Source organism: Gordonia metallireducens, assembly GCF_021245825.1.
In the GTDB taxonomy this organism is placed as follows: Bacteria; Actinomycetota; Actinomycetes; order Mycobacteriales; family Mycobacteriaceae; genus Gordonia; species Gordonia namibiensis.
Genome location: NZ_JAJQJP010000030.1, coordinates 218,169 through 235,270, shown reverse-complemented (window position 1 = coordinate 235,270; position 17,102 = coordinate 218,169). Strand labels below are relative to the sequence as shown.

General features: G+C 67.4%; 16 protein-coding genes. 11 read left to right on the top strand and 5 right to left on the bottom strand.

Annotation, left to right across the window (positions count from 1 at the left end; translation table 11 throughout):
• The first annotated feature begins 37 nt into the window (after window positions 1-37).
• The 7 genes from LQD00_RS12455 (at window position 38) to LQD00_RS12425 (ending at window position 9,216) form a co-directional block, all read left to right on the top strand.
• Window positions 38-2,776, top strand: coding sequence for an ATP-binding protein (locus tag LQD00_RS12455; protein WP_232717524.1), 2,739 nt, complete (start codon window positions 38-40; stop codon window positions 2,774-2,776).
• A gap of 141 nt (window positions 2,777-2,917) precedes the next feature.
• Window positions 2,918-4,480, top strand: a complete 1,563-nt coding sequence (locus LQD00_RS12450; protein ID WP_232717544.1) for an HNH endonuclease signature motif containing protein — start codon at window positions 2,918-2,920, stop codon at window positions 4,478-4,480.
• A gap of 132 nt (window positions 4,481-4,612) precedes the next feature.
• Window positions 4,613-5,437, top strand: a complete 825-nt coding sequence (locus tag LQD00_RS12445) for an alpha/beta fold hydrolase (protein WP_006867039.1) — start codon at window positions 4,613-4,615, stop codon at window positions 5,435-5,437.
• 22 nt (window positions 5,438-5,459) lie between these two features.
• On the top strand, window positions 5,460-6,335 hold the full coding sequence (locus LQD00_RS12440) for an aldo/keto reductase family oxidoreductase (protein ID WP_232717523.1): 876 nt from the start codon (window positions 5,460-5,462) through the stop codon (window positions 6,333-6,335).
• An 88-nt stretch (window positions 6,336-6,423) separates the two neighbouring features.
• Window positions 6,424-6,993 carry a hypothetical protein gene (locus tag LQD00_RS12435; RefSeq protein ID WP_232717522.1) on the top strand — a complete coding sequence of 190 codons (570 nt, stop codon included), beginning with the start codon at window positions 6,424-6,426 and terminating at the stop codon, window positions 6,991-6,993.
• 34 nt (window positions 6,994-7,027) lie between these two features.
• Window positions 7,028-7,906 (top strand): hypothetical protein, encoded by an 879-nt coding sequence (locus tag LQD00_RS12430; protein ID WP_232717521.1) that lies wholly within the window; start codon window positions 7,028-7,030, stop codon window positions 7,904-7,906.
• A gap of 62 nt (window positions 7,907-7,968) precedes the next feature.
• Entirely contained in the window at window positions 7,969-9,216 is a 1,248-nt protein-coding gene (locus tag LQD00_RS12425; protein ID WP_232717520.1) for a lipase family protein, read from the top strand.
• A 25-nt stretch (window positions 9,217-9,241) separates the two neighbouring features.
• Here LQD00_RS12425 and LQD00_RS12420 read toward each other — a convergent pair whose 3' ends face one another.
• The 5 genes from LQD00_RS12420 to LQD00_RS12400 form a co-directional block, all read right to left on the bottom strand.
• Window positions 9,242-9,454, bottom strand: a complete 213-nt coding sequence (locus LQD00_RS12420; protein WP_006867044.1) for a hypothetical protein — start codon at window positions 9,452-9,454, stop codon at window positions 9,242-9,244.
• Between the two features lie 169 nt (window positions 9,455-9,623).
• Window positions 9,624-10,028: a four-helix bundle copper-binding protein gene (locus LQD00_RS12415; protein ID WP_232717519.1), complete on the bottom strand. Its 405-nt coding sequence runs from the start codon at window positions 10,026-10,028 to the stop codon at window positions 9,624-9,626.
• Window positions 10,029-10,133: 105 nt separating this feature from the next.
• Complete coding sequence (locus tag LQD00_RS12410; RefSeq protein WP_232717518.1) at window positions 10,134-11,561, bottom strand: lipase family protein; 1,428 nt, start codon at window positions 11,559-11,561, stop codon at window positions 10,134-10,136.
• A gap of 96 nt (window positions 11,562-11,657) precedes the next feature.
• Window positions 11,658-12,278 carry a TetR/AcrR family transcriptional regulator gene (locus LQD00_RS12405; protein ID WP_232717517.1) on the bottom strand — a complete coding sequence of 207 codons (621 nt, stop codon included), beginning with the start codon at window positions 12,276-12,278 and terminating at the stop codon, window positions 11,658-11,660.
• Window positions 12,279-12,282: 4 nt separating this feature from the next.
• Window positions 12,283-13,884, bottom strand: coding sequence for a Rieske 2Fe-2S domain-containing protein (locus LQD00_RS12400; protein WP_232717516.1), 1,602 nt, complete (start codon window positions 13,882-13,884; stop codon window positions 12,283-12,285).
• A gap of 127 nt (window positions 13,885-14,011) precedes the next feature.
• Between LQD00_RS12400 and LQD00_RS12395 the strand changes: the two genes are divergently transcribed.
• The 4 genes from LQD00_RS12395 to LQD00_RS12380 are packed head-to-tail and all read left to right on the top strand — an operon-like array spanning window position 14,012 to window position 17,095.
• Complete coding sequence (locus LQD00_RS12395) at window positions 14,012-14,626, top strand: TetR/AcrR family transcriptional regulator (RefSeq protein ID WP_232717515.1); 615 nt, start codon at window positions 14,012-14,014, stop codon at window positions 14,624-14,626.
• Window positions 14,627-14,661: 35 nt separating this feature from the next.
• The gene (locus LQD00_RS12390; RefSeq protein WP_232717514.1) at window positions 14,662-15,420 is read left to right on the top strand and encodes a lysophospholipid acyltransferase family protein; all 759 of its coding nucleotides are present in this window, start codon (window positions 14,662-14,664) and stop codon (window positions 15,418-15,420) included.
• 17 nt (window positions 15,421-15,437) lie between these two features.
• The gene (locus tag LQD00_RS12385) at window positions 15,438-16,265 is read left to right on the top strand and encodes a lysophospholipid acyltransferase family protein (protein WP_232717513.1); all 828 of its coding nucleotides are present in this window, start codon (window positions 15,438-15,440) and stop codon (window positions 16,263-16,265) included.
• Window positions 16,262-17,095, top strand: coding sequence for an HAD family hydrolase (locus tag LQD00_RS12380; protein WP_232717512.1), 834 nt, complete (start codon window positions 16,262-16,264; stop codon window positions 17,093-17,095). The genes LQD00_RS12385 and LQD00_RS12380 overlap by 4 nt, the downstream gene beginning before the upstream one ends.
• Window positions 17,096-17,102: the final 7 nt, after the last annotated feature.

Sequence of the window (17,102 nt, the reverse complement as noted above, 5' to 3'; positions counted from 1 at the left end):
GACGTGGTCTTCGGGTAGGACGGATACAGGTCGGGGAATGGCAGCCATGGGTGATGCGCGACCGGGGCTGGTCGGGCGGGACGCCGAACTCGCCACGCTCCGACACTTTCTCGACGACGCCCGGCACGATGGCGCCGCCTTGCTGCTCACCGGCGATCCCGGAGTCGGCAAGACCGCTCTGCTCGACGCCGCCGTTGACACCGCGGTCGACGCGGGTATGCGCGTCATCCGCGGGAGCGGTATCGAATTCGAGTCCGAGCTCGGTTTCGCCGTCCTGCATCAGCTGGTCCTCCCGCTGGCGGCCGAGCTCGACCGTCTACCGGAGTCCCAGCGCGCGGCTCTCGATGTGGCGTTGGGTCTCGGAGACGGTGACGCGCCCAGTCAGATAGCGGTTCTGAACGCCGCGTTGGGTTTGTTCGCCGAGGCCGCGGCCGACGATCCTCTTCTACTCGTGATCGATGATCTGCACGTGGTGGATCAACCGAGCATCGCCGCGATCGGCTTCATCGCCCGGCGGGTGCACGGGCGGCGGATCGGAGTTCTCGCGGCCCGGCGGTCGGGACCCGACGGTGCATTCCGGCCGACCGGCGTCGCCGAACTGGATGTCGCCCCACTGACGGATGCGGACTCCCTCCGCCTTCTCACGCGTCGTTTCGCTCATCTGCCCAGAAGAGTGCTGTCGTCGGTGGCCGACAACGCGCAGGGCAATCCGCTCGCACTGCTCGAGTTCGCCGGGACCACGGGCGCATCGGGTGAGCGCGCCGGCTGGGTGGGTGGGCCGGCCCGAGATGTCAACGCACTCTTCAGCGCTCGGATCCGTCGGCTACCCGAGCGGACCCGCGATCTGCTCCTGCTGGCCGCCCTCGAGGGTTCTGGCGATCTCCGCATCCTCCAATCAGCAGGTGCGCCCGAAGGATTCGACGACCTGGCCCCGGCCGAACGCGATCACCTGGTGATCGTCGCAGAGGACGATCACACGATGCGGTTCCGGCATCCGCTGGTCAGGTCGGCGGTGGTCGACGGTTCCACCGCAGAGCAGCGCCGCGCCGCGCACCGGCGCCTCGCGGACGTGCTGGTCGACCGCCCCGACCGCCGTGGTGTCCACTTGGCGAAGTCGACGACCACGCCTGACGAGTCGGTGGCCTCGGTGGTCGAGGTGGCGGCCCAGACCAGCTTGCGCCGAGGCGATCCCGGCGGCGCGGTTGCGATGTTGCGCCGGGCGGCGGAGCTGAGCCCGGACGCCGAAGAGGGGAGGCGGCGGTTGTCGCAGGCCGCCTATGTGGCCGCCTGGATCGCCGGTGAACTCGACACCTCTCATGAACTGTTGCACGCGATCAAGGGAGTTCCCGGAGGTCAACCTATCGGCGCCACTGCGGCGGCCGCGCTTCTCATCCTCGTCACCGAGGGTGACGCCGACACCGCGTACACCATGTTGATGCCGGCGCTCGAGGCCGCGACATCCGTCGACGGTCCGCGCACCGGCGACGTCGAGGACGCTCTCTTCACTCTCACCCTCGCAGCCGACTATCTCGGCGGTCGCGAGTACTGGCAGCCGTTGATGGACCTCGTCGCGCGATTCCCCGACCCGTCACCGGCATCCGCAGCCACGCTGGCCCGCGTCCACCATGATCTCGGTTCGATGGACAACGAGCAGCTGCGGCGCCTCGACGCGGCGATCGACCGTCTGCGCGATGAGACCGACACCGACATCGTGATCCGCACCGCGCTGGTCGCCTCCTACGTCGATCGCCTACCCGGTTGTCGGGAGTCCGTCACGCGGGTCATCCGCGACGGCGGGGCGGTCGGATCGAGCATGCCCGGTCTCATCTACCTCGCCCTCGACCATCTCTATGCTGCGCGGCTTTCGGCGGCGTCGGATGCCGCCGCGGAGCTCATCGCACTGTCAGAGAAGACCGGGTACCCGTTGTGGGCCCAGGTGGGGCACTATGCCGCGGCGATGGCTGCCGCGGAGCGCGGAGACCTCGACGAGTCCATCGAGCACTGCGAGCGGATCTGGGGCTGGTCCGGTCCGCGCCGGGTGCACCGGCTCGTGAAGTGTGCCCACTTCGCCAGGGCCAGGGCGGCACTCGGAGTCGCCGACTTCGAGACGGCCTACCGCCACGCCGCAGAGGTGTGTGCGCCCGGTGAGCTCGACCGGTTCAACCCCGAGGCAGTCTGGGCTGCAGCGGATCTCGTCGAGGCCGCAGTGCGTACCGGGCGGATCGACGACGCCCGTGCCCACGCCGAAGCCTTCCGTAGGGCCGGCCTCGAACACATCTCGTCGCGGTTGGCTCTCATCTCCGGGTTGTGTGTGGCGATGGCGTCAGAACCCGACGAGGCCGTACGGGTACACGAGGAGACACTGGCGATCTCCGACGTGGACCAGTGGCCCTTCGAGACCGGTCGAGTGCACCTCGCATACGGTGAGGTTCTTCGTCGCCAGGGCCGGTCTCGTGATGCTCGACATCAGTTGGACACCGCGCGAAAGTTGTTCACCGACATCGGCGCTCGTTCATGGGGGAACCGTGCGAACACCGAGCTGCGTGCCACGGGGATGAGTCGGGCGCAGTCCGGGTCGAAACTCACCCCGCAGGAACTCGAGGTCGCGAGACTTGCGGCGTCGGGTCTGTCGAACCCGCAGATCGCCGAGCGGTTGTTCCTGTCGCCACGCACCGTCTCGTCGCATCTGTACCGGGTGTTCCCCAAACTCGGGATCGCCTCGCGGGCAGCGCTTCGCGATGCGCTCGACGCCGCGGCGGATACCGACCGAGAATGATGTAACCGTCTGCCGCACAGGGTGTTGTCTACCGGCCCCTTGTGGATGGGGATCCGTGTTTGTCGGTGGGGTGATCTAGATTGGTGGGTACAGATCCGGCCATCCAGGTTGGGCTGTAGACGTTGTGGGGGCAGCGTGAGCATGTGGACCGATCTACCGGGCGGGTTCCTCGCCGGAGTCGATCCTGCCCACCCCGAATCATCCGACACCGCAACCCATATGGAACGTTTGCGGGCGATCCGCCACGGCGAAGCGTATCTGGCGTGGTGCCGGTATGAATCGATCGTCACCGTCTACGACCAACTCGTCATCCACACCAGTGGCGGGTTCTTCATCGACCGCTACACCGAGATGGTCACCCGGGTGTGCCGCGAAGCCGCCATCACCCGCTACCAAGCCGATCAGTGGGTCGGTGAAGCCCTTGCCCTGCGCGACCGGTTACCGAAAGTGCTGACCACCCTGCGTGATGGCATCCTGTCTCGGCAGCTGATCCAAACGGTGATCTCGCGTACCGACCTGATCTCCGACGCCGCGGTCATCGCTGAGCTCGACACCGAGATCGAATCCATCCTGCGCCACCGCAAGGGTGCCTGGACCCGAGCGAAGCTCCGGGACATGGTCGACCGGCTGGTCTTTCGTCACGACCCCGATGCGGTGCGGGAACGGCGCAAAGAGGCCCTCGACAAGCGCGGTATGTGGATCGAGAACTTCACCGACGGCACCGGTGAGATCACCGGTGTCATGGCTGCGGAGAACATACGCATCGCCGCGAAAGCGGTGAAAGCCCTCGCCGACACCGTCTGCGCCCACGATGGCCGCAACCGTAACCAGCGCAACTCCGATGCCATGTTCGCACTGTTGACCGGCACCGTCTTCGACTGCCAGTGCGGGCGTGAGGAGTGTGACGCCGAGATCCCCGACCCGGCGAAGGTGGTCCGGGCGGTGAGCACCGAGGCCGTCATCCACGTCGTCACCGACGCCGCCACTCTCGCCGGGGCACCAGGGATCGGTTGGGTCGACGGCCACGGGATCGTCTCCGACAAGCACGTCCGCGACCTCGCCCAGCGACCCGACGCAACCATCAAACCCGTCACCCCGGTACGCACACCACCGGCGCGCGTTGTCGCCGAGGACTCGGCCGGCACCTCCTCGAGTGATGCGGTGATCGTCTATCCCGGTGCGCAATCGGCCGATCCGTACCGGCCGACCACTGCCTGCGCGGACTTCGTGCGGGTTCGTGACGGCTACTGCACCGAACCCGGTTGCGGATGTTCGGCTTTCGACTCCGATCTCGACCACGTCACCGAATACGACCACACCGATCCTCTCCAGGGCGGGTCGACGTCGAGTGAGAACCTCAACGCCAAGTGCCGGTTCGGACACCTGCACAAGACCTTCGGCGACTGGGTCGACACCCAGTACCGCGACGACGACGGCCACCTGGTCACCGAATACCGCACCCCGGAAGGGTTCGTCATCAACGGCGACGCCGAAAACCTCGAAGACTCATTCCCGAACCTGCGTCGAATCCGCTACGAACAACCACCCCAGGCCCCACCGACACCACGGGTGATCACGGGCGACGACACCCCGCCCACACCCAACCGGCTCGCACAGAAACACGCGCGCCGGCGAGCCGAACGTGCCCGCAACCAGCGGGAACGCGAGCGACGTCAGCAGACGGACGGACCTCCGCCCTTCTGAAGTCCTACTGACCTGAGTCGGTGCAGGAATCGGAATGCAGTCACTTGACGGAGGCTACGAACCCCTCCCGCAGGCGACGCTTGAGCGGTCATCGACCAACGCCCTCAGCGGCACGACCGTCAGGAATCCGCCATGCCATTCGTCACCACGACCGACGAGGTCGAGATCTTCTACAAGGACTGGGGGAGCGGTCAGCCGATCATGTTCCACCACGGCTGGCCCCTCAGCTCCGATGACTGGGACGCCCAGATGCTGTTCTTCGTTCAGCAGGGTTACCGGGTCATCGCCCATGACCGCCGCGGCCACGGACGCTCGACGCAGGTCGGCGACGGCCACGACATGGACCACTACGCTGCTGACGCCGCAGCGGTCGTCGAACATCTCGACCTGCGCGACGTCATCCATGTCGGCCACTCGACGGGCGGTGGTGAGGTGGCCCGCTACATCGCACGCCACGGTGCCGATCGCGTTGCGAAAGCCGTTCTGATCGGGGCGGTTCCGCCGATCATGGTGCAGACCGAAGCCAACCCGGGTGGCCTGCCCGTCGAGGTCTTCGATGGTTTCCGCGACGGGGTCGCCGGCGACCGCTCGCAGTTCTACCTCGACGTCGCGTCGGGACCGTTCTACGGATTCAACCGCCCGGGCGCCGAGGTTTCGCAAGGCGTCATCTGGAACTGGTGGCGTCAGGGCATGGCCGGCAGCGTGAAGGCACATCACGACGGGATCAAGGCCTTCTCGGAGACCGACTTCACCGAGGATCTGAAGGCCATCGGCGTCCCGACGCTGATCCTCCACGGTGACGACGACCAAGTGGTCCCCATCGCCGACTCCGCCGAACTGTCGGTGGAGCTCGTGCCGGGCGCGACGCTGAAGGTATATCCCGGCCTGTCGCACGGCATGTGCACGGTCAACGCCGCGACCATCAACGCCGACCTTCTCGACTTCTTCAAGAACTGACTCACCACCCCGAACGAAAGGCATGATCATGAACGCTTCCCTCGCACTCCCCGGCGGCACCTGGACCCTCGGCGACACCACCGTGATGCGCTTCGGTTACGGCGCAATGCAACTGGCCGGGCCGTGGGTGATGGGTCCGCCCGCCGACCCCGACGCGGCACGCGCCGTGCTCCGCGAGGTCGTCGAGCAGGGCATCACCCACATCGACACCAGCGACGCCTACGGGCCTCGCATCACCAACGACCTGATCCGCGAGACGCTGCACCCGTATCCCGAGTCGTTGTTCATCGCGACGAAGGTCGGCGCCAACCGGGACGCCGAGGGTGGTTGGCCGCCGGCGCGGGAACCCGAGGATCTCCGTAAACAGGTCCACGAGAACCTCCGCGCCCTGGACGTCGAGGTTCTCGACCTCGTCAACATGCGGATGGGCGACACGCTGGGGCTGCAGGCGGGTTCGATCGCCGAGGGGATGGAAACGCTCGCCGACCTGCAGCGCGAAGGATTGATCCGACATCTCGGGGTCAGCAACGTGACCGTCGAGCAGGTCGCCGAGGCACGTTCCATCGCCCCGATCGTCTGCGTACAGAACATGTACAACCTCGCCCACCGCGACGACGACGCCCTCATCGACGAGCTCGCTGCCGACGGCATCGCCTACGTCCCGTTCTTCCCGCTCGGGGGCTTTTCGCCGCTGCAGTCCGAAGCGCTGTCCAGCGTCGCCGCGCGGTTGAACACGACGCCGATGTCCGTTGCGCTGGCATGGCTGCTCCGGCGCTCGCCGAACATCCTGCTCATCCCGGGGACATCGTCGAGCGCCCACCTGCGAGAGAACATCACGGGTGCGGGCCTGCAGCTGACCGACGACGACATCGCCGAGCTCGACACGATCAGTGCCTGACGAGGACCGGCAAGTAAGCTCGTGACTTCTCGCTGCAAGGGGTGTAACACTGTAATCATGTAATACGCCCGCGCGCGAGGAGGCGGCCATGAGAAACGCACAACAGGGAAGCCGAGGGCCGGGCGGTCGTCGAGGAGGTTGGCAGCAAGCCGAACTGCCCGACGCCGGAGACGCCGCCGCCTGGTTCGCCGGCCGCCTACCCGACGCGTGGTTCTCCGGACCGGCCGAGGTCACCGTCGACCGCGACGAGATCACCGTCATCGGAACGCTGGAACCCCCCGAGACCAGCGACGATGCCGACGCGCGGGCTGCTGCGCAGGGGCGGGCAGCGAGGTTCCGCGAGGACACCCGCACCGAACGGATGTCGATCGCCGACGAGGCGCAGGCCCGCTACGGCCGGAAGGTCTCGTGGGGGGTCGCCGTCGGGGACGAGCGCGTCCTCTTCACCCACCTCGCGGTACCGGTCATGACACGGCTCCGTCAGCCGGAACGGCGCGTTCTCGACACCCTGGTCGATGCCGGGGTCGCCCGGTCGAGGGCCGACGCACTGGCCTGGTCGGTCAAGCTCGTCGGCGCTCACACCGAGGAGTGGCTGGGCAAATTGCGTGCCGCAATGGACGAGGTGGACAACTTACGTGCCGAAGGTCCCGGTCTCTGACCGATTTTCGGGCCGGAGCGGGGATACTGATCCGATGCTGATCGGAATCCTCGCCGCCATCTTCGCGGCGCTCGCCTACGGAACGGCCTCGGTGCTGCAAGCACGTGGCGCGCAGAGCGTCGACGACACGGGTGCCGGGCCGGGTGAGGCGCCGTCGTTGCGGTCGACCATCGCGGCCATGCTGACGGTGGCGTTCATCGCGGGAATGGCGCTGGACGGCATCGGCTTTCTCGGCAACATGGTCGCGGCGCGGATGATCCCGCTGTTCCTCGCGCAACCGATCGTCAGCGCCAACCTGGTGGTGACGGTGGTGCTGGCGACGATCGTGCTGAAAGCGAAGCTGTCGCAGCGCGATTGGATCGCGATCGGCGTCGTCGTGGTGGCGCTGGTGCTCCTCGGGTTCGCCGCGGGCGACGAGGGACGCAAGCACGAATGGTGGCTGCACTGGGCCGTTCTCGCCGCGGCGGTGATCATCCTCGGTCTCGGAGCCGCGATCCTGCCGCGGATGCAGAGCCGGGTCGCCGTGCTGGCCGGCCTGTCCGGTGGTGTCCTGTTCGGTGTACTTGCCGTCGCGGTCCGAATCCTCGACGGCCTCGACCCCTTCGATCTCGGCGAACTCTTCACCGACCCGGCCCTGTACGCCATCATCCTGGCCGGGCCGGGCGGGTTCTACATGTTCACCGTCGCCCTACAGAAGGGAGCGGTGAGTGCGGCGTCGGCGTCGCTGGTGGTCGGAGAGACCGTGGTGCCGGGCGTGATCGGGATCGTCGTCCTCGGCGACACCGTCCGGGACGGGTGGGGGCCGGTCGCAGTGGTCGCGTTCATCGCCGCCGTCATCGGCGCGGTGGTCGTCGCCATGTCGCCGGTCGTCGAGGAGGTCGAACGGGCGGGGGAGAGCACACCGGTCGGCTGAACTGTGCCAGGTATGCCCCGGAAGCCGTCCAAAACCCGGCAACATCGGCATCATTACTGCTCATGCGCCTGATGCTGCGGTTCCTGGTGACGCTGACCTCTGTGATCGGCATGGGGGTCTCACTGTGCCTGGTGGCCCAACCGGCAACCGCCGCGCCGATGCCCAACCCGGTCGCGGCGCCGAGTCAACTGCCGTCGCAGGACCCCTTCTACGTCCCGCCGCGCGGCTACGAGAACCACGCGCCGGGTGCGATACTGCGCACCCGCCAGGTTCAACTCGGTTGGCGCGGAACGGATGTGCCGATCTCCGCGACGCAGATCCTGTACCGCAGCACGAACAACTTCGGCAACCCGACGTCGACGGTCACCACCGTCATCTCACCGCCGGGTGTCGGGCCGGGGGCACCGCGTCGCGTGGTGTCCTACCACTCCTTCTACGACGCGCTGGGCTCGCAGTGCGACCCGTCGTACACCCTGCGCGGCGGCAACATGTCCGAGCGGCCGATCGACATCAGCTTGGTCACCGGCCTGATGGCCGCCGGGTACACGGTGTCGGTGCCCGATTACGAGGGACGTGGTCTGCGCTGGACGATCGCGCGCGAATCCGGGTACGCCGCTCTCGACGGTCTCCGGGCGACGCTGCGTCAACTCCGTGCCCCCGCACGCACGCCGATCGGACTGTTCGGCTACTCCGGCGGATCGGTGCCCACCGGCTTCGGTGCGGAACTGGCGCCGAAGTACGCACCCGAGCTCAACATCATCGGAGCAGCCGCCGGCGGAGTGGTCGTCGATCCCATCCACAATCTGGGCTACGTCAACGGCAAGAAGGACTGGGCCGGGGTCGTCCCGGCGTTGATGGCGGTCTACAACGAGACCTACGACCTGAAGCTGGCCGGCTACCTGTCTCCGAAGGGCACTCGCATCCTGCGGCAGGTGGCCGGGCAGTGCATCGAACAGTTCGCCGACGGTTACCCGGGGCTCACCGACCGTCAGTTACTCAAGCCCGAGGTCGGCGGCATTCTCGGCGTTCCCGGTGCGCGCCGGGCACTTTCGCAGAACGAGATGGGAACACTCGGCACTCCTCGAGCGCCGATGATGTTGGGTGTCGGCAATTCCGACGGCACCGGCGACGGGGTGATGATCACGGCCGACGTCGCGCGTCTGGCCGGGAGTTATTGTCGCCGCGGAGTTCCCACGACGTTCGCCGAGTACCGAGGCCTGTCGCACACCCAGGCGTTCGTTCCCTGGAGCGTCGAGGCCTTCAGCTTCTTGGACAACCGGTTCGCCGGACGGCCGACGGGTGGCTGCTGAGGCAACCACCCGCCGGCATCGGGAATCACTCGGCGTCGGCTGAGGGATGCTTGTTGGTGCCGCCGTCGGACACCTCGAAGTTCTTCCACTCGCCGTTGTCATGGACCTGCATGACGGTGCCGAGGCTGTCCTCGGGTGCGGCGACGGTCTTGAACCAGTCGTATGCACTGGTGGCGTCATCGAAATCCTTCTCCTCGATGACTTTTTCGTCGGAATCCACGACGCGGTACTGAGCCATGTTCTTCTCTCCTCACTGTCGGGTTCGACCAGGGCGCCTCTGATGTGGCGCCTCTCTCGACCGTAGTCATCTGCCTACCCAGGCCCGCCCGGCCGCAACCATCGACGTCGGATCGTGCCGGCCGACAACGCGTCCATAACGATCGCGGATGGCGGGGTTTGGGCCCTGATCAGCCGAGCACACGTAACAGGGCGCGGCAGGCCTCTTCGCATCGTCGACAGACCTCTGCGCAGATCCGGCAGTGCTGATGCATGTCGGCGTGTTTGGCGCACTCGTCGGCGCATGCCCGGCACGCGACCGCACACGCCTCCAGCGTCTCCCGCACCACCGCGATGCTGGCCTCGGTGCGTCGGAGCAGCACTCGTTCGGTGATGGAACACAGGTCGGCGCAGTCCAGGTCGGCACGAATGCACTCGACGAGGTGCTCGACGCCGCTCTCGCCGAGGCAAGCGTCCGCGCAGGAGGTGCAGGCCTGTGTGCATTCGGCGCACGCCTCGATGCAGGCGGCGAGCACAGCGTCGTCGATGTCGTCGCGCACAGGGTGTGCCTCGAGTATCTCGGTCACAGTTGTCATGAGGGGACGAATACCCCGCATCGCTGGGCTGAAACCGGCCGGGTCGCCGGTGATGCGGGGTGCACATCACCGGCGACTCCCCGCCGCGCGGGCCGGAGCCGTGCCCTAGGGCAGGCGCGGAGGATTACCGAGTTCCTGGTTGATGGCCAGGGCCAGGTTGTTGCCGACGAGGTTCACGAACGCCCGCCAGGTCTTCGGATCGAGGGCCATCGAACCCTGATCCGTGGTGGTGCAACCGATTCCGGCCGGTTTGCCGTCCAGCCGATCGCGCATCCACACGATCCCCGGCGCGAAGCCCTCGATCGCGAGCGAGATGTGCTCACTGAAGTGGTCGCGGACGTATCGGACACTGGCATCCGGGTCGGCGCAGTAGGTGCGCACCAGGTCGTTCACCGGGCCGACCGGGGCGATCCAGTCGGGGTTCGACTGGTAGATGAACATCGGGAACCGCGGGACATTCTTGCCCATCTTCAGCTGCCCCAGCACATTTCGCGGGGTCGGGTAGCCAAGCGGATCGCCGGGTAGGTTCACCAGGCCCTTGATGTTCACGAACGGTGCCAGCGCGGCCTGGTAGGTCAGGCACAGCGGATTCTTGCTCGCGAGCAGCGCCTTGCCGAGCGGATTCAGATTGCGTTGCAGGAATCGGTCGAGTTCGGGGTACTCGCGGCTGACACCGATGATGCCGGCGAGGATGAGCCCCGACGCGGCGTTCTTGTCGGCCAGGTCCACCATGGCCCGGACATCCGCGGGGACACCGCCTTCGGCCGCACCGACGATCGGCAGCTCCGGCGCGTACTGCTGGTGGAGCTCCGCGGCCCAACCGGTGGCGATCGCTCCGCCGGAGTAACCCATCATCCCGACCCGCAGGTCCTTCTTCAGTCCGAGAGGCGCGAAATCGCGTGCGCCGCGGATACCGTCGAGGGTGATCCGTCCGGCGAGAGGTCCGGCGGCGAAAGCAGATTCGGGTCCCTGGTGGTCGGGGATCACGACCGACCAGCCGGCACCGACCAGCGACGTGATCTGCAGGACCTCGTAGGCGGAGTCCACCGACCCGGTCAGCTGACCGGGGATCGAGGCCTGTTGCAGTGCGTACGACGGTGAGCAGTACAGCGCGGTCGAGTCCTCGGCGGACTGCCACGACACCAGCTTCGACGGCCCGGGCTTCGCCGGACCTTTCGGTTTGAGCACGGTGGCGACCGCGGGGATGGCCTCACCCCGGGTGTTGGTCGAGCGGTAGGAGATCTGCCAGGCGTCGACGTTGATCGGGATCACCGACAGCGCGGCGAGGTGGACGCGCCGGGCGGCGATCAGCTCGCCGGGCTTCTTGTCCGCGTGCGCCGACGCAGGGGGTAGGTAGAAGTCCTCGTCGAACTCGGGGATGGCCGGCGGGACCGGAAACGGGAGGGGCGGCGCGACGGGCACGGCGGCGGCCGTCCCGGCGCCGAGCGCTGTGCTGCCGACGAGAACGAGGGCCAGTGCTCCGACGAATAGTCGCAGGCCATGCCTCGTTCTCCTGCCGGATGTCCGACCCATGAAGACCCCCTCGAGATAGTGAGACGCCTGTGTCTCACACTTCGAGCGAAGATACATGGATGTGTGCCGGCGCACAATCGTCGGGCAGGTGAGGTGCTAGAGCTCGGCGAACGAGAGCAGGATGTCGGAGAGAACCGAGACGATGTCGTCGAGCGGTGCCGGGTCGGGCGACACACTCCAGCGGTGGACGAGCCCGGTGAGCGCCCCGACATAGGCGATGGCCAGGTGGCGTTGCCGTTCGCTCGGTGCGCGCCCGGCGAAGTCGGCCATGGCTGCAACGAAGAACTCGACCCACTCCTCACGCCCGTCGAGGCGGTGCTGCTCGACGCGAGAGCTCACGCCCACGATCTGGACGAACGAGACCTCCGCACGACGCGGGTCGGTGCCGACCGAGGTCATGTAGGCGCTCATCGCCGCTGTGGCCAGCTGCCGGAGATCACGGGAAGCCATGCCCGCCAACGCTTCTGCGACGGCGTCGCGGGCCGCGTGCTGGATCTCGTCGTACAGCGCGACGAGCAGGTCCTCGCGGTCGCTGAACTCCTCGTAGAACTGCCGGCGCGAGAGTCCGGCGGCCCGGCAGATGGAGGTCACCGAGGAGCCGGCATAACCGGCGGGGCCGGTGAACTCGACGAGTGCGGCGTCGAGGAACCGGCGCCGGCGCTCGGCAGCGCGATCGCTGACCGGCCGCCCGGCGTAGGTCCGTTCGGACGCCGTCATCGCGTCAGTCGAGCTTGCTCGCGCGCAGCTCGTGGCCCTTCGACGTCAGGCAGCGGCCCGACGTCAGGTCCCACTGCCAGCCGTGGAGGTTGCACGTCAGCTTCTCGCCCTCGATGACGCCGAACTTGCCGAGGTCGGCCTTCAGGTGCGGGCAGCGACGCTGGATCTCCCAGCCGTCCTTGGTGATCGACGCCGAGTCGTCGTGGGCCTCGGCGAACCAGCCGTCGGCGTAGGCGATGCGCTCGTCGGTCAGGCACTTGAAGAACGTGTAGAGGTACTCGTTGTATCCGCCGATGCGCCACGTGGTGAAGCGCGTGGACAGGAAGATGGTGTTCACCCAGTCCGGCTCGTGGTCGCGGAGAACCGTGCGCACGAGTTCGGTGGCGATGCGGAAACCGTAGCGGTACTTGCCTTCTCCCTCTTTCGGCTCGCGCACGATGCGGTTGGGGAAGTCGAGCACGACGGTCTCGGTGGCGTCGTTCGCCGGACCACCACCCGGGGTCATCACCAGGCCGACGGGGTAGCCGATGCCGTCGCAGATCAGGTCCGACTGGGCCATGATCGGTTCGAAGAGTTCGCGGAGTGCGCCGATCAGCGGTTCTCCCTCGGCGGGCGCCCAGGTGGCCTTGTCCGCGGCGATGACCGGAGCGAACTTCTCCTTCATCCGCTCGAGGTAGGCGCGCTTGTTCTCGCCGAACACGTCGCCCGGCGCGTACGGGTGACTGACCTCGTTCAGCGTCGAACCGGTGAAGTCGGCGACCGAACCGGAGACCATCATCAGGCCGCGATGCTTCTCGCCGTCGTCGGTGCCGTGGATCCGCATCTGCTCCAGGAAGGTCTCCTGGTCCGGGAAGATCGAGGTCACGTCGGCGGTCTCGCCGGAGCCGAAGTCGTTGAGGTAGAACAGCTCCTCGTCGAGGAACATCGGCGGCCCGGCCGACGGCACGACCCAGGTCGCGCCGACCTGCTCGATGTACGAACGGGCACGGTCCATGCCGCGCTGACGCTTCTGAGAGGCGAAGTTGGCCTTCGACTTCCGCGGGATGTCGTAGACCATCGGGTACCAGATGGCGCCCGAGTACTGCAGCAGGTGCACGTCGACGTGACCGAACGCGTCGCCGATGACGTCGAGGTCGATCGGGCGGGCGTCGTTCATGTTGAAGCAGACCGTCTCGCCGTCGGAGACGATCAGGCCGCTGTCGCCGATCGGCCCGTCGGCCGGGGCGCGCAACGCGATGATCATGACGTCGAGCGAACCCTTGTCGTTCGTCACCGTCGTCTTCACCGAGTCGGTGGTCTCGATGAACTTGGTGAAGCCGAGCTTCTCGAGTTCACCACGCAGGTCCGGCACCGGGTAGTCGGGGAGCAGGACGGTCGCGTCCTTGTTGACGTTCTCGCGCAGGTTCTTCTCGTCGAAGTGATCCCGGTGGAGATGCGAGACGTAGAGGTAGTCGCAGTCGCCGAGCGTTTTCCAGTCGAGTTCGGAATTGTCCGGGAACGGCACCCACGAGGCGAAGTAGGTGGGGTTGACCCAGGGGTCGCAGAGGATCGATCCGGCGTTGGTCTGGATGTGGAAACCGGCGTGACCGATGCTGGTGATCTGCACGAAGAGGGCCTTTCCTGGTGTGCGCGGGGCTGCGCGTCAAAGCACTACAGTCCTCCAATGTATCGATCCGTGCGGACCGCTCGCGTGGGCCATGAGTCCCGCGGCGCGCAGATGCGACGATGAACACATGAGTTCGGGCAAGCTGTGGCGCGGGCAGACGCTCGAGGACCGGTCCACCGACCGGCGCGAGCAGATGCTCGCCGTCGCCGAGACCCTGCTGGGGACCGGTGGCACCGCCGCGGTCACCATGCGGGCCGTCGTGCGCGAGGCCAATCTCAGTCCCCGCTATTTCTACGAGAGCTTCTCCTCGACCGAAGAGCTGGTCACCGCGGTGTACGACCGTGTCACCCGACAGCTCCTCGACTGGATCTCCGGCATCGAGCGACCCGCTGACCGGCGGGGACGCGTCCGTGCGCTGCTCGAGGGCTTCCGCGAGTTCTTCGATGACGAGCCGGGGCGGGCCCGCATCCTGTTACGCGAACCGCTCGCCGACGACGTCCTCCGCGCGCATCGGGCGGCCACCGTGCCCGGAGTCGTCCAGGCCGTCCTGGGCATGGTCGCCGACGAGAACTCACCCGCCCCCGAACGCGTCGCGGTGATCTCCTCGGCCCTCACCGGGGCGCTCGTGGCGCTGTACCTCGACCACATCGACGGCCGACTCGCCCTCACACCCGAACAGCTCTCCGACGCCGCCGTCGACCTCGTGTTCGCCGTCACCCGCATCGGCGCCGCGGACGCCTGACCTGCCGCGTCCGGTCACTGGTTAAGCTTTCCGGCATGGAACCCGTCTACGACACCGTGATCACCGCCGCCCGCCTGCTCTGGCTGGCCGAAGGTCTCAAGTTCAAGGTGTCGGGCGTCGAGCATGTACCGGCCGAGGGCCCCGGCGTCGTCGCGATCAACCACACCGGCTACCTCGATTTCACCTACGCCGGCATCCCCGCGCACCTGCAGGGGCGTCGCAAGGTGCGGTTCATGGCGAAGAAGGAGGTCTTCGACAACAAGATCTCCGGCCCGATCATGCGCTCGCTCAAGCACATCCCTGTCGACCGCACCGCCGGTGCCGACAGCTACCGGGCAGCGGTGGAGTACCTCGAACGCGGCGAGCTCGTCGGCGTCTACCCGGAGGCGACGATCAGCCGCAGCTTCGAGCTGAAGGCGTTCAAGTCGGGCGCGGCACGCATGGCGATCGAGTCCGGTGCGCCGATCATCCCGACCGTCATCTGGGGTGCCCAGCGCGTGTGGACCAAGGGACACCCGAAGCGGCTCGGCCGCACCGGCTACCCGATCTCGATCGGGGTCTGCGAGGCGCTCGAGCCCACCGGCGATCCCGACGCCCTCACCGCCAAGCTGCACGAGGTCATGAGCGCGAAGCTGCTCGAGCTGCAGGACGCCTACGGCGAGCACCCCAAGGGTGAGTTCTGGGTCCCGGCACGGCTCGGCGGGTCGGCGCCGACGCTCGAGGAGGCGAACCGGATGGACGCCGAGGAGCAGGCCGAACGCGCCGCCAAGCGCGCTCAGCGTGACAACCCCTGACCGTTAACCTGGGAGGCATGAGCAGCGGGCCGCGTCGAGGACGGGAGCCGGTCTACCGGACCCTGGAGATCATCGCGAACGCGCTCGTCCGCGCCCAGGCGCTGGACCTGCACTTCACCGGGGTCCAGAACATCCCGGAGACCGGCGGGGCGGTGCTGTGCATCAACCACACCGGCTATGTCGACTTCATCCCGGCCGCGCTGGGCGTGCAACGTGCCGGCCGGCGGACGCGGTTCCTCATCAAGTCCGAGGTGATGGACGTCGCGATCATGCGCTTCCTGGTCAACCACACCAAGACCGTTCCGGTGGACCGGTCCCGCGGTGCCGACGCCTACCGCGCGGCACTCGAACGCCTCCGCGACGGCCACATCGTTGCCGTCTACCCGGAGGCGACTATCAGCCGCAGCTTCGAACTGAAGGAGTTCAAGAGCGGTGCGGTACGCATGGCCGCCGAGGCCGGTGTCCCGATAGTCCCGACGATCGTGTGGGGAGCCCACCGGCAATGGACCAAGGGAGGCCCACGGAACATGGGCCGCCGCCGCATCCCGGTGCACGTCCGATACGGATTGCCGTTCACCGTCGACCCCGGTGAGAAACCCGAACGCGAGACCCTGCGGCTGCACGAGGTGATGGAGGCCATGCTCCTCGAGGTCCAGGACGCCTACGGCCCGCACCCGGCAGGCGAGTTCTGGGTACCTGCCCGGCTCGGCGGGTCTGCCCCGACACCACAGGAGGCCGCGGTCATCGAGGCCGATGAGGCGCTCCGCAAAGCCGAAGCCCGCGCCCGCAAGGCCGCGGCAAGACAACGCGAGGCCACCCAGGCCCGAGACAGAGGAAACAGATGACATTCGGTCCACCCACCCTCATCGCCAGCGACGTGGACGGAACACTGATCGACGACGAGAACCGGGTGTCGTCGCGAACCGTGTCCGCGTTGTCGGCGGCCCGTGCGGCCGGCGTCGAGTTCGTGCTCGCGACAGGTCGTCCGCCCCGGTGGATCGCCGAGATCACCGACCAGTTCGCCGGCACCGACGCCTTCGTCCGATACGCGGTGTGCGCCAACGGCGCCATCATCTACGACGCCGAGCACGATCGGGTCCTGTGGTCGGCCAACCTCGAATCCGACGCCCTCGTGAAGCTGGGGGAGATCGCCTACCGGCAGATCCCGGGATGCGGTATCGCCGCCGAACGCGCCGGACGGTCGGCACACGACGCCGCGACGCCGCCGTTCGTCGCGAGCTCGGGTTACGAACACGCCTGGCTGAACCCGGACCACGTCGAGGTCGGCGACGACGAGGTGTTCAGCGAACCGGCGGTGAAGCTGCTCGTACGGAAACCGGACATGCCCAGCGGCGAGATGGCCGCGCGACTGCAGCCCTTCGTCGGCGACCTCGCCCAGGTGACCTTCTCCACCGACAACGGCCTCGTCGAACTGTCGGTACCGGGTACGCACAAGGCCTCCGGCCTCGCGCGCCTCTGTGAGGCCACCGGGCTACCCGGCGACGGACTGATCGCCTTCGGCGACATGCCCAACGACGTCGAGATGCTTACCTGGGCGAGCCACGGCGTCGCCATGGGACACGGCCATCAGGCCGCGCTCGACGCCGCCGACGAGATCACGGTCGGCAACAACGACGACGGCGTCGCGAAGGTGCTCGAGCGCTGGTTCGCCTGACCGCCGC

Excerpts from the sequence above, each read along its gene's own strand:
- LQD00_RS12455 (WP_232717524.1), top strand. The coding sequence starts at position 38 with ATGGCAGCCATGGGTGATGCGCGACCGGGGCTGGTCGGGCGGGACGCC.
- LQD00_RS12450 (WP_232717544.1), top strand. The coding sequence starts at position 2,918 with ATGTGGACCGATCTACCGGGCGGGTTCCTCGCCGGAGTCGATCCTGCC.
- LQD00_RS12445 (WP_006867039.1), top strand. The coding sequence starts at position 4,613 with ATGCCATTCGTCACCACGACCGACGAGGTCGAGATCTTCTACAAGGAC.
- LQD00_RS12440 (WP_232717523.1), top strand. The coding sequence starts at position 5,460 with ATGATCATGAACGCTTCCCTCGCACTCCCCGGCGGCACCTGGACCCTC.
- LQD00_RS12435 (WP_232717522.1), top strand. The coding sequence starts at position 6,424 with ATGAGAAACGCACAACAGGGAAGCCGAGGGCCGGGCGGTCGTCGAGGA.
- LQD00_RS12430 (WP_232717521.1), top strand. The coding sequence starts at position 7,028 with ATGCTGATCGGAATCCTCGCCGCCATCTTCGCGGCGCTCGCCTACGGA.
- LQD00_RS12425 (WP_232717520.1), top strand. The coding sequence starts at position 7,969 with ATGCGCCTGATGCTGCGGTTCCTGGTGACGCTGACCTCTGTGATCGGC.
- LQD00_RS12420 (WP_006867044.1), bottom strand. The coding sequence starts at position 9,454 with ATGGCTCAGTACCGCGTCGTGGATTCCGACGAAAAAGTCATCGAGGAG.
- LQD00_RS12415 (WP_232717519.1), bottom strand. The coding sequence starts at position 10,028 with ATGACAACTGTGACCGAGATACTCGAGGCACACCCTGTGCGCGACGAC.
- LQD00_RS12410 (WP_232717518.1), bottom strand. The coding sequence starts at position 11,561 with ATGGGTCGGACATCCGGCAGGAGAACGAGGCATGGCCTGCGACTATTC.
- LQD00_RS12405 (WP_232717517.1), bottom strand. The coding sequence starts at position 12,278 with ATGACGGCGTCCGAACGGACCTACGCCGGGCGGCCGGTCAGCGATCGC.
- LQD00_RS12395 (WP_232717515.1), top strand. The coding sequence starts at position 14,012 with ATGAGTTCGGGCAAGCTGTGGCGCGGGCAGACGCTCGAGGACCGGTCC.
- LQD00_RS12390 (WP_232717514.1), top strand. The coding sequence starts at position 14,662 with ATGGAACCCGTCTACGACACCGTGATCACCGCCGCCCGCCTGCTCTGG.
- LQD00_RS12385 (WP_232717513.1), top strand. The coding sequence starts at position 15,438 with ATGAGCAGCGGGCCGCGTCGAGGACGGGAGCCGGTCTACCGGACCCTG.
- LQD00_RS12380 (WP_232717512.1), top strand. The coding sequence starts at position 16,262 with ATGACATTCGGTCCACCCACCCTCATCGCCAGCGACGTGGACGGAACA.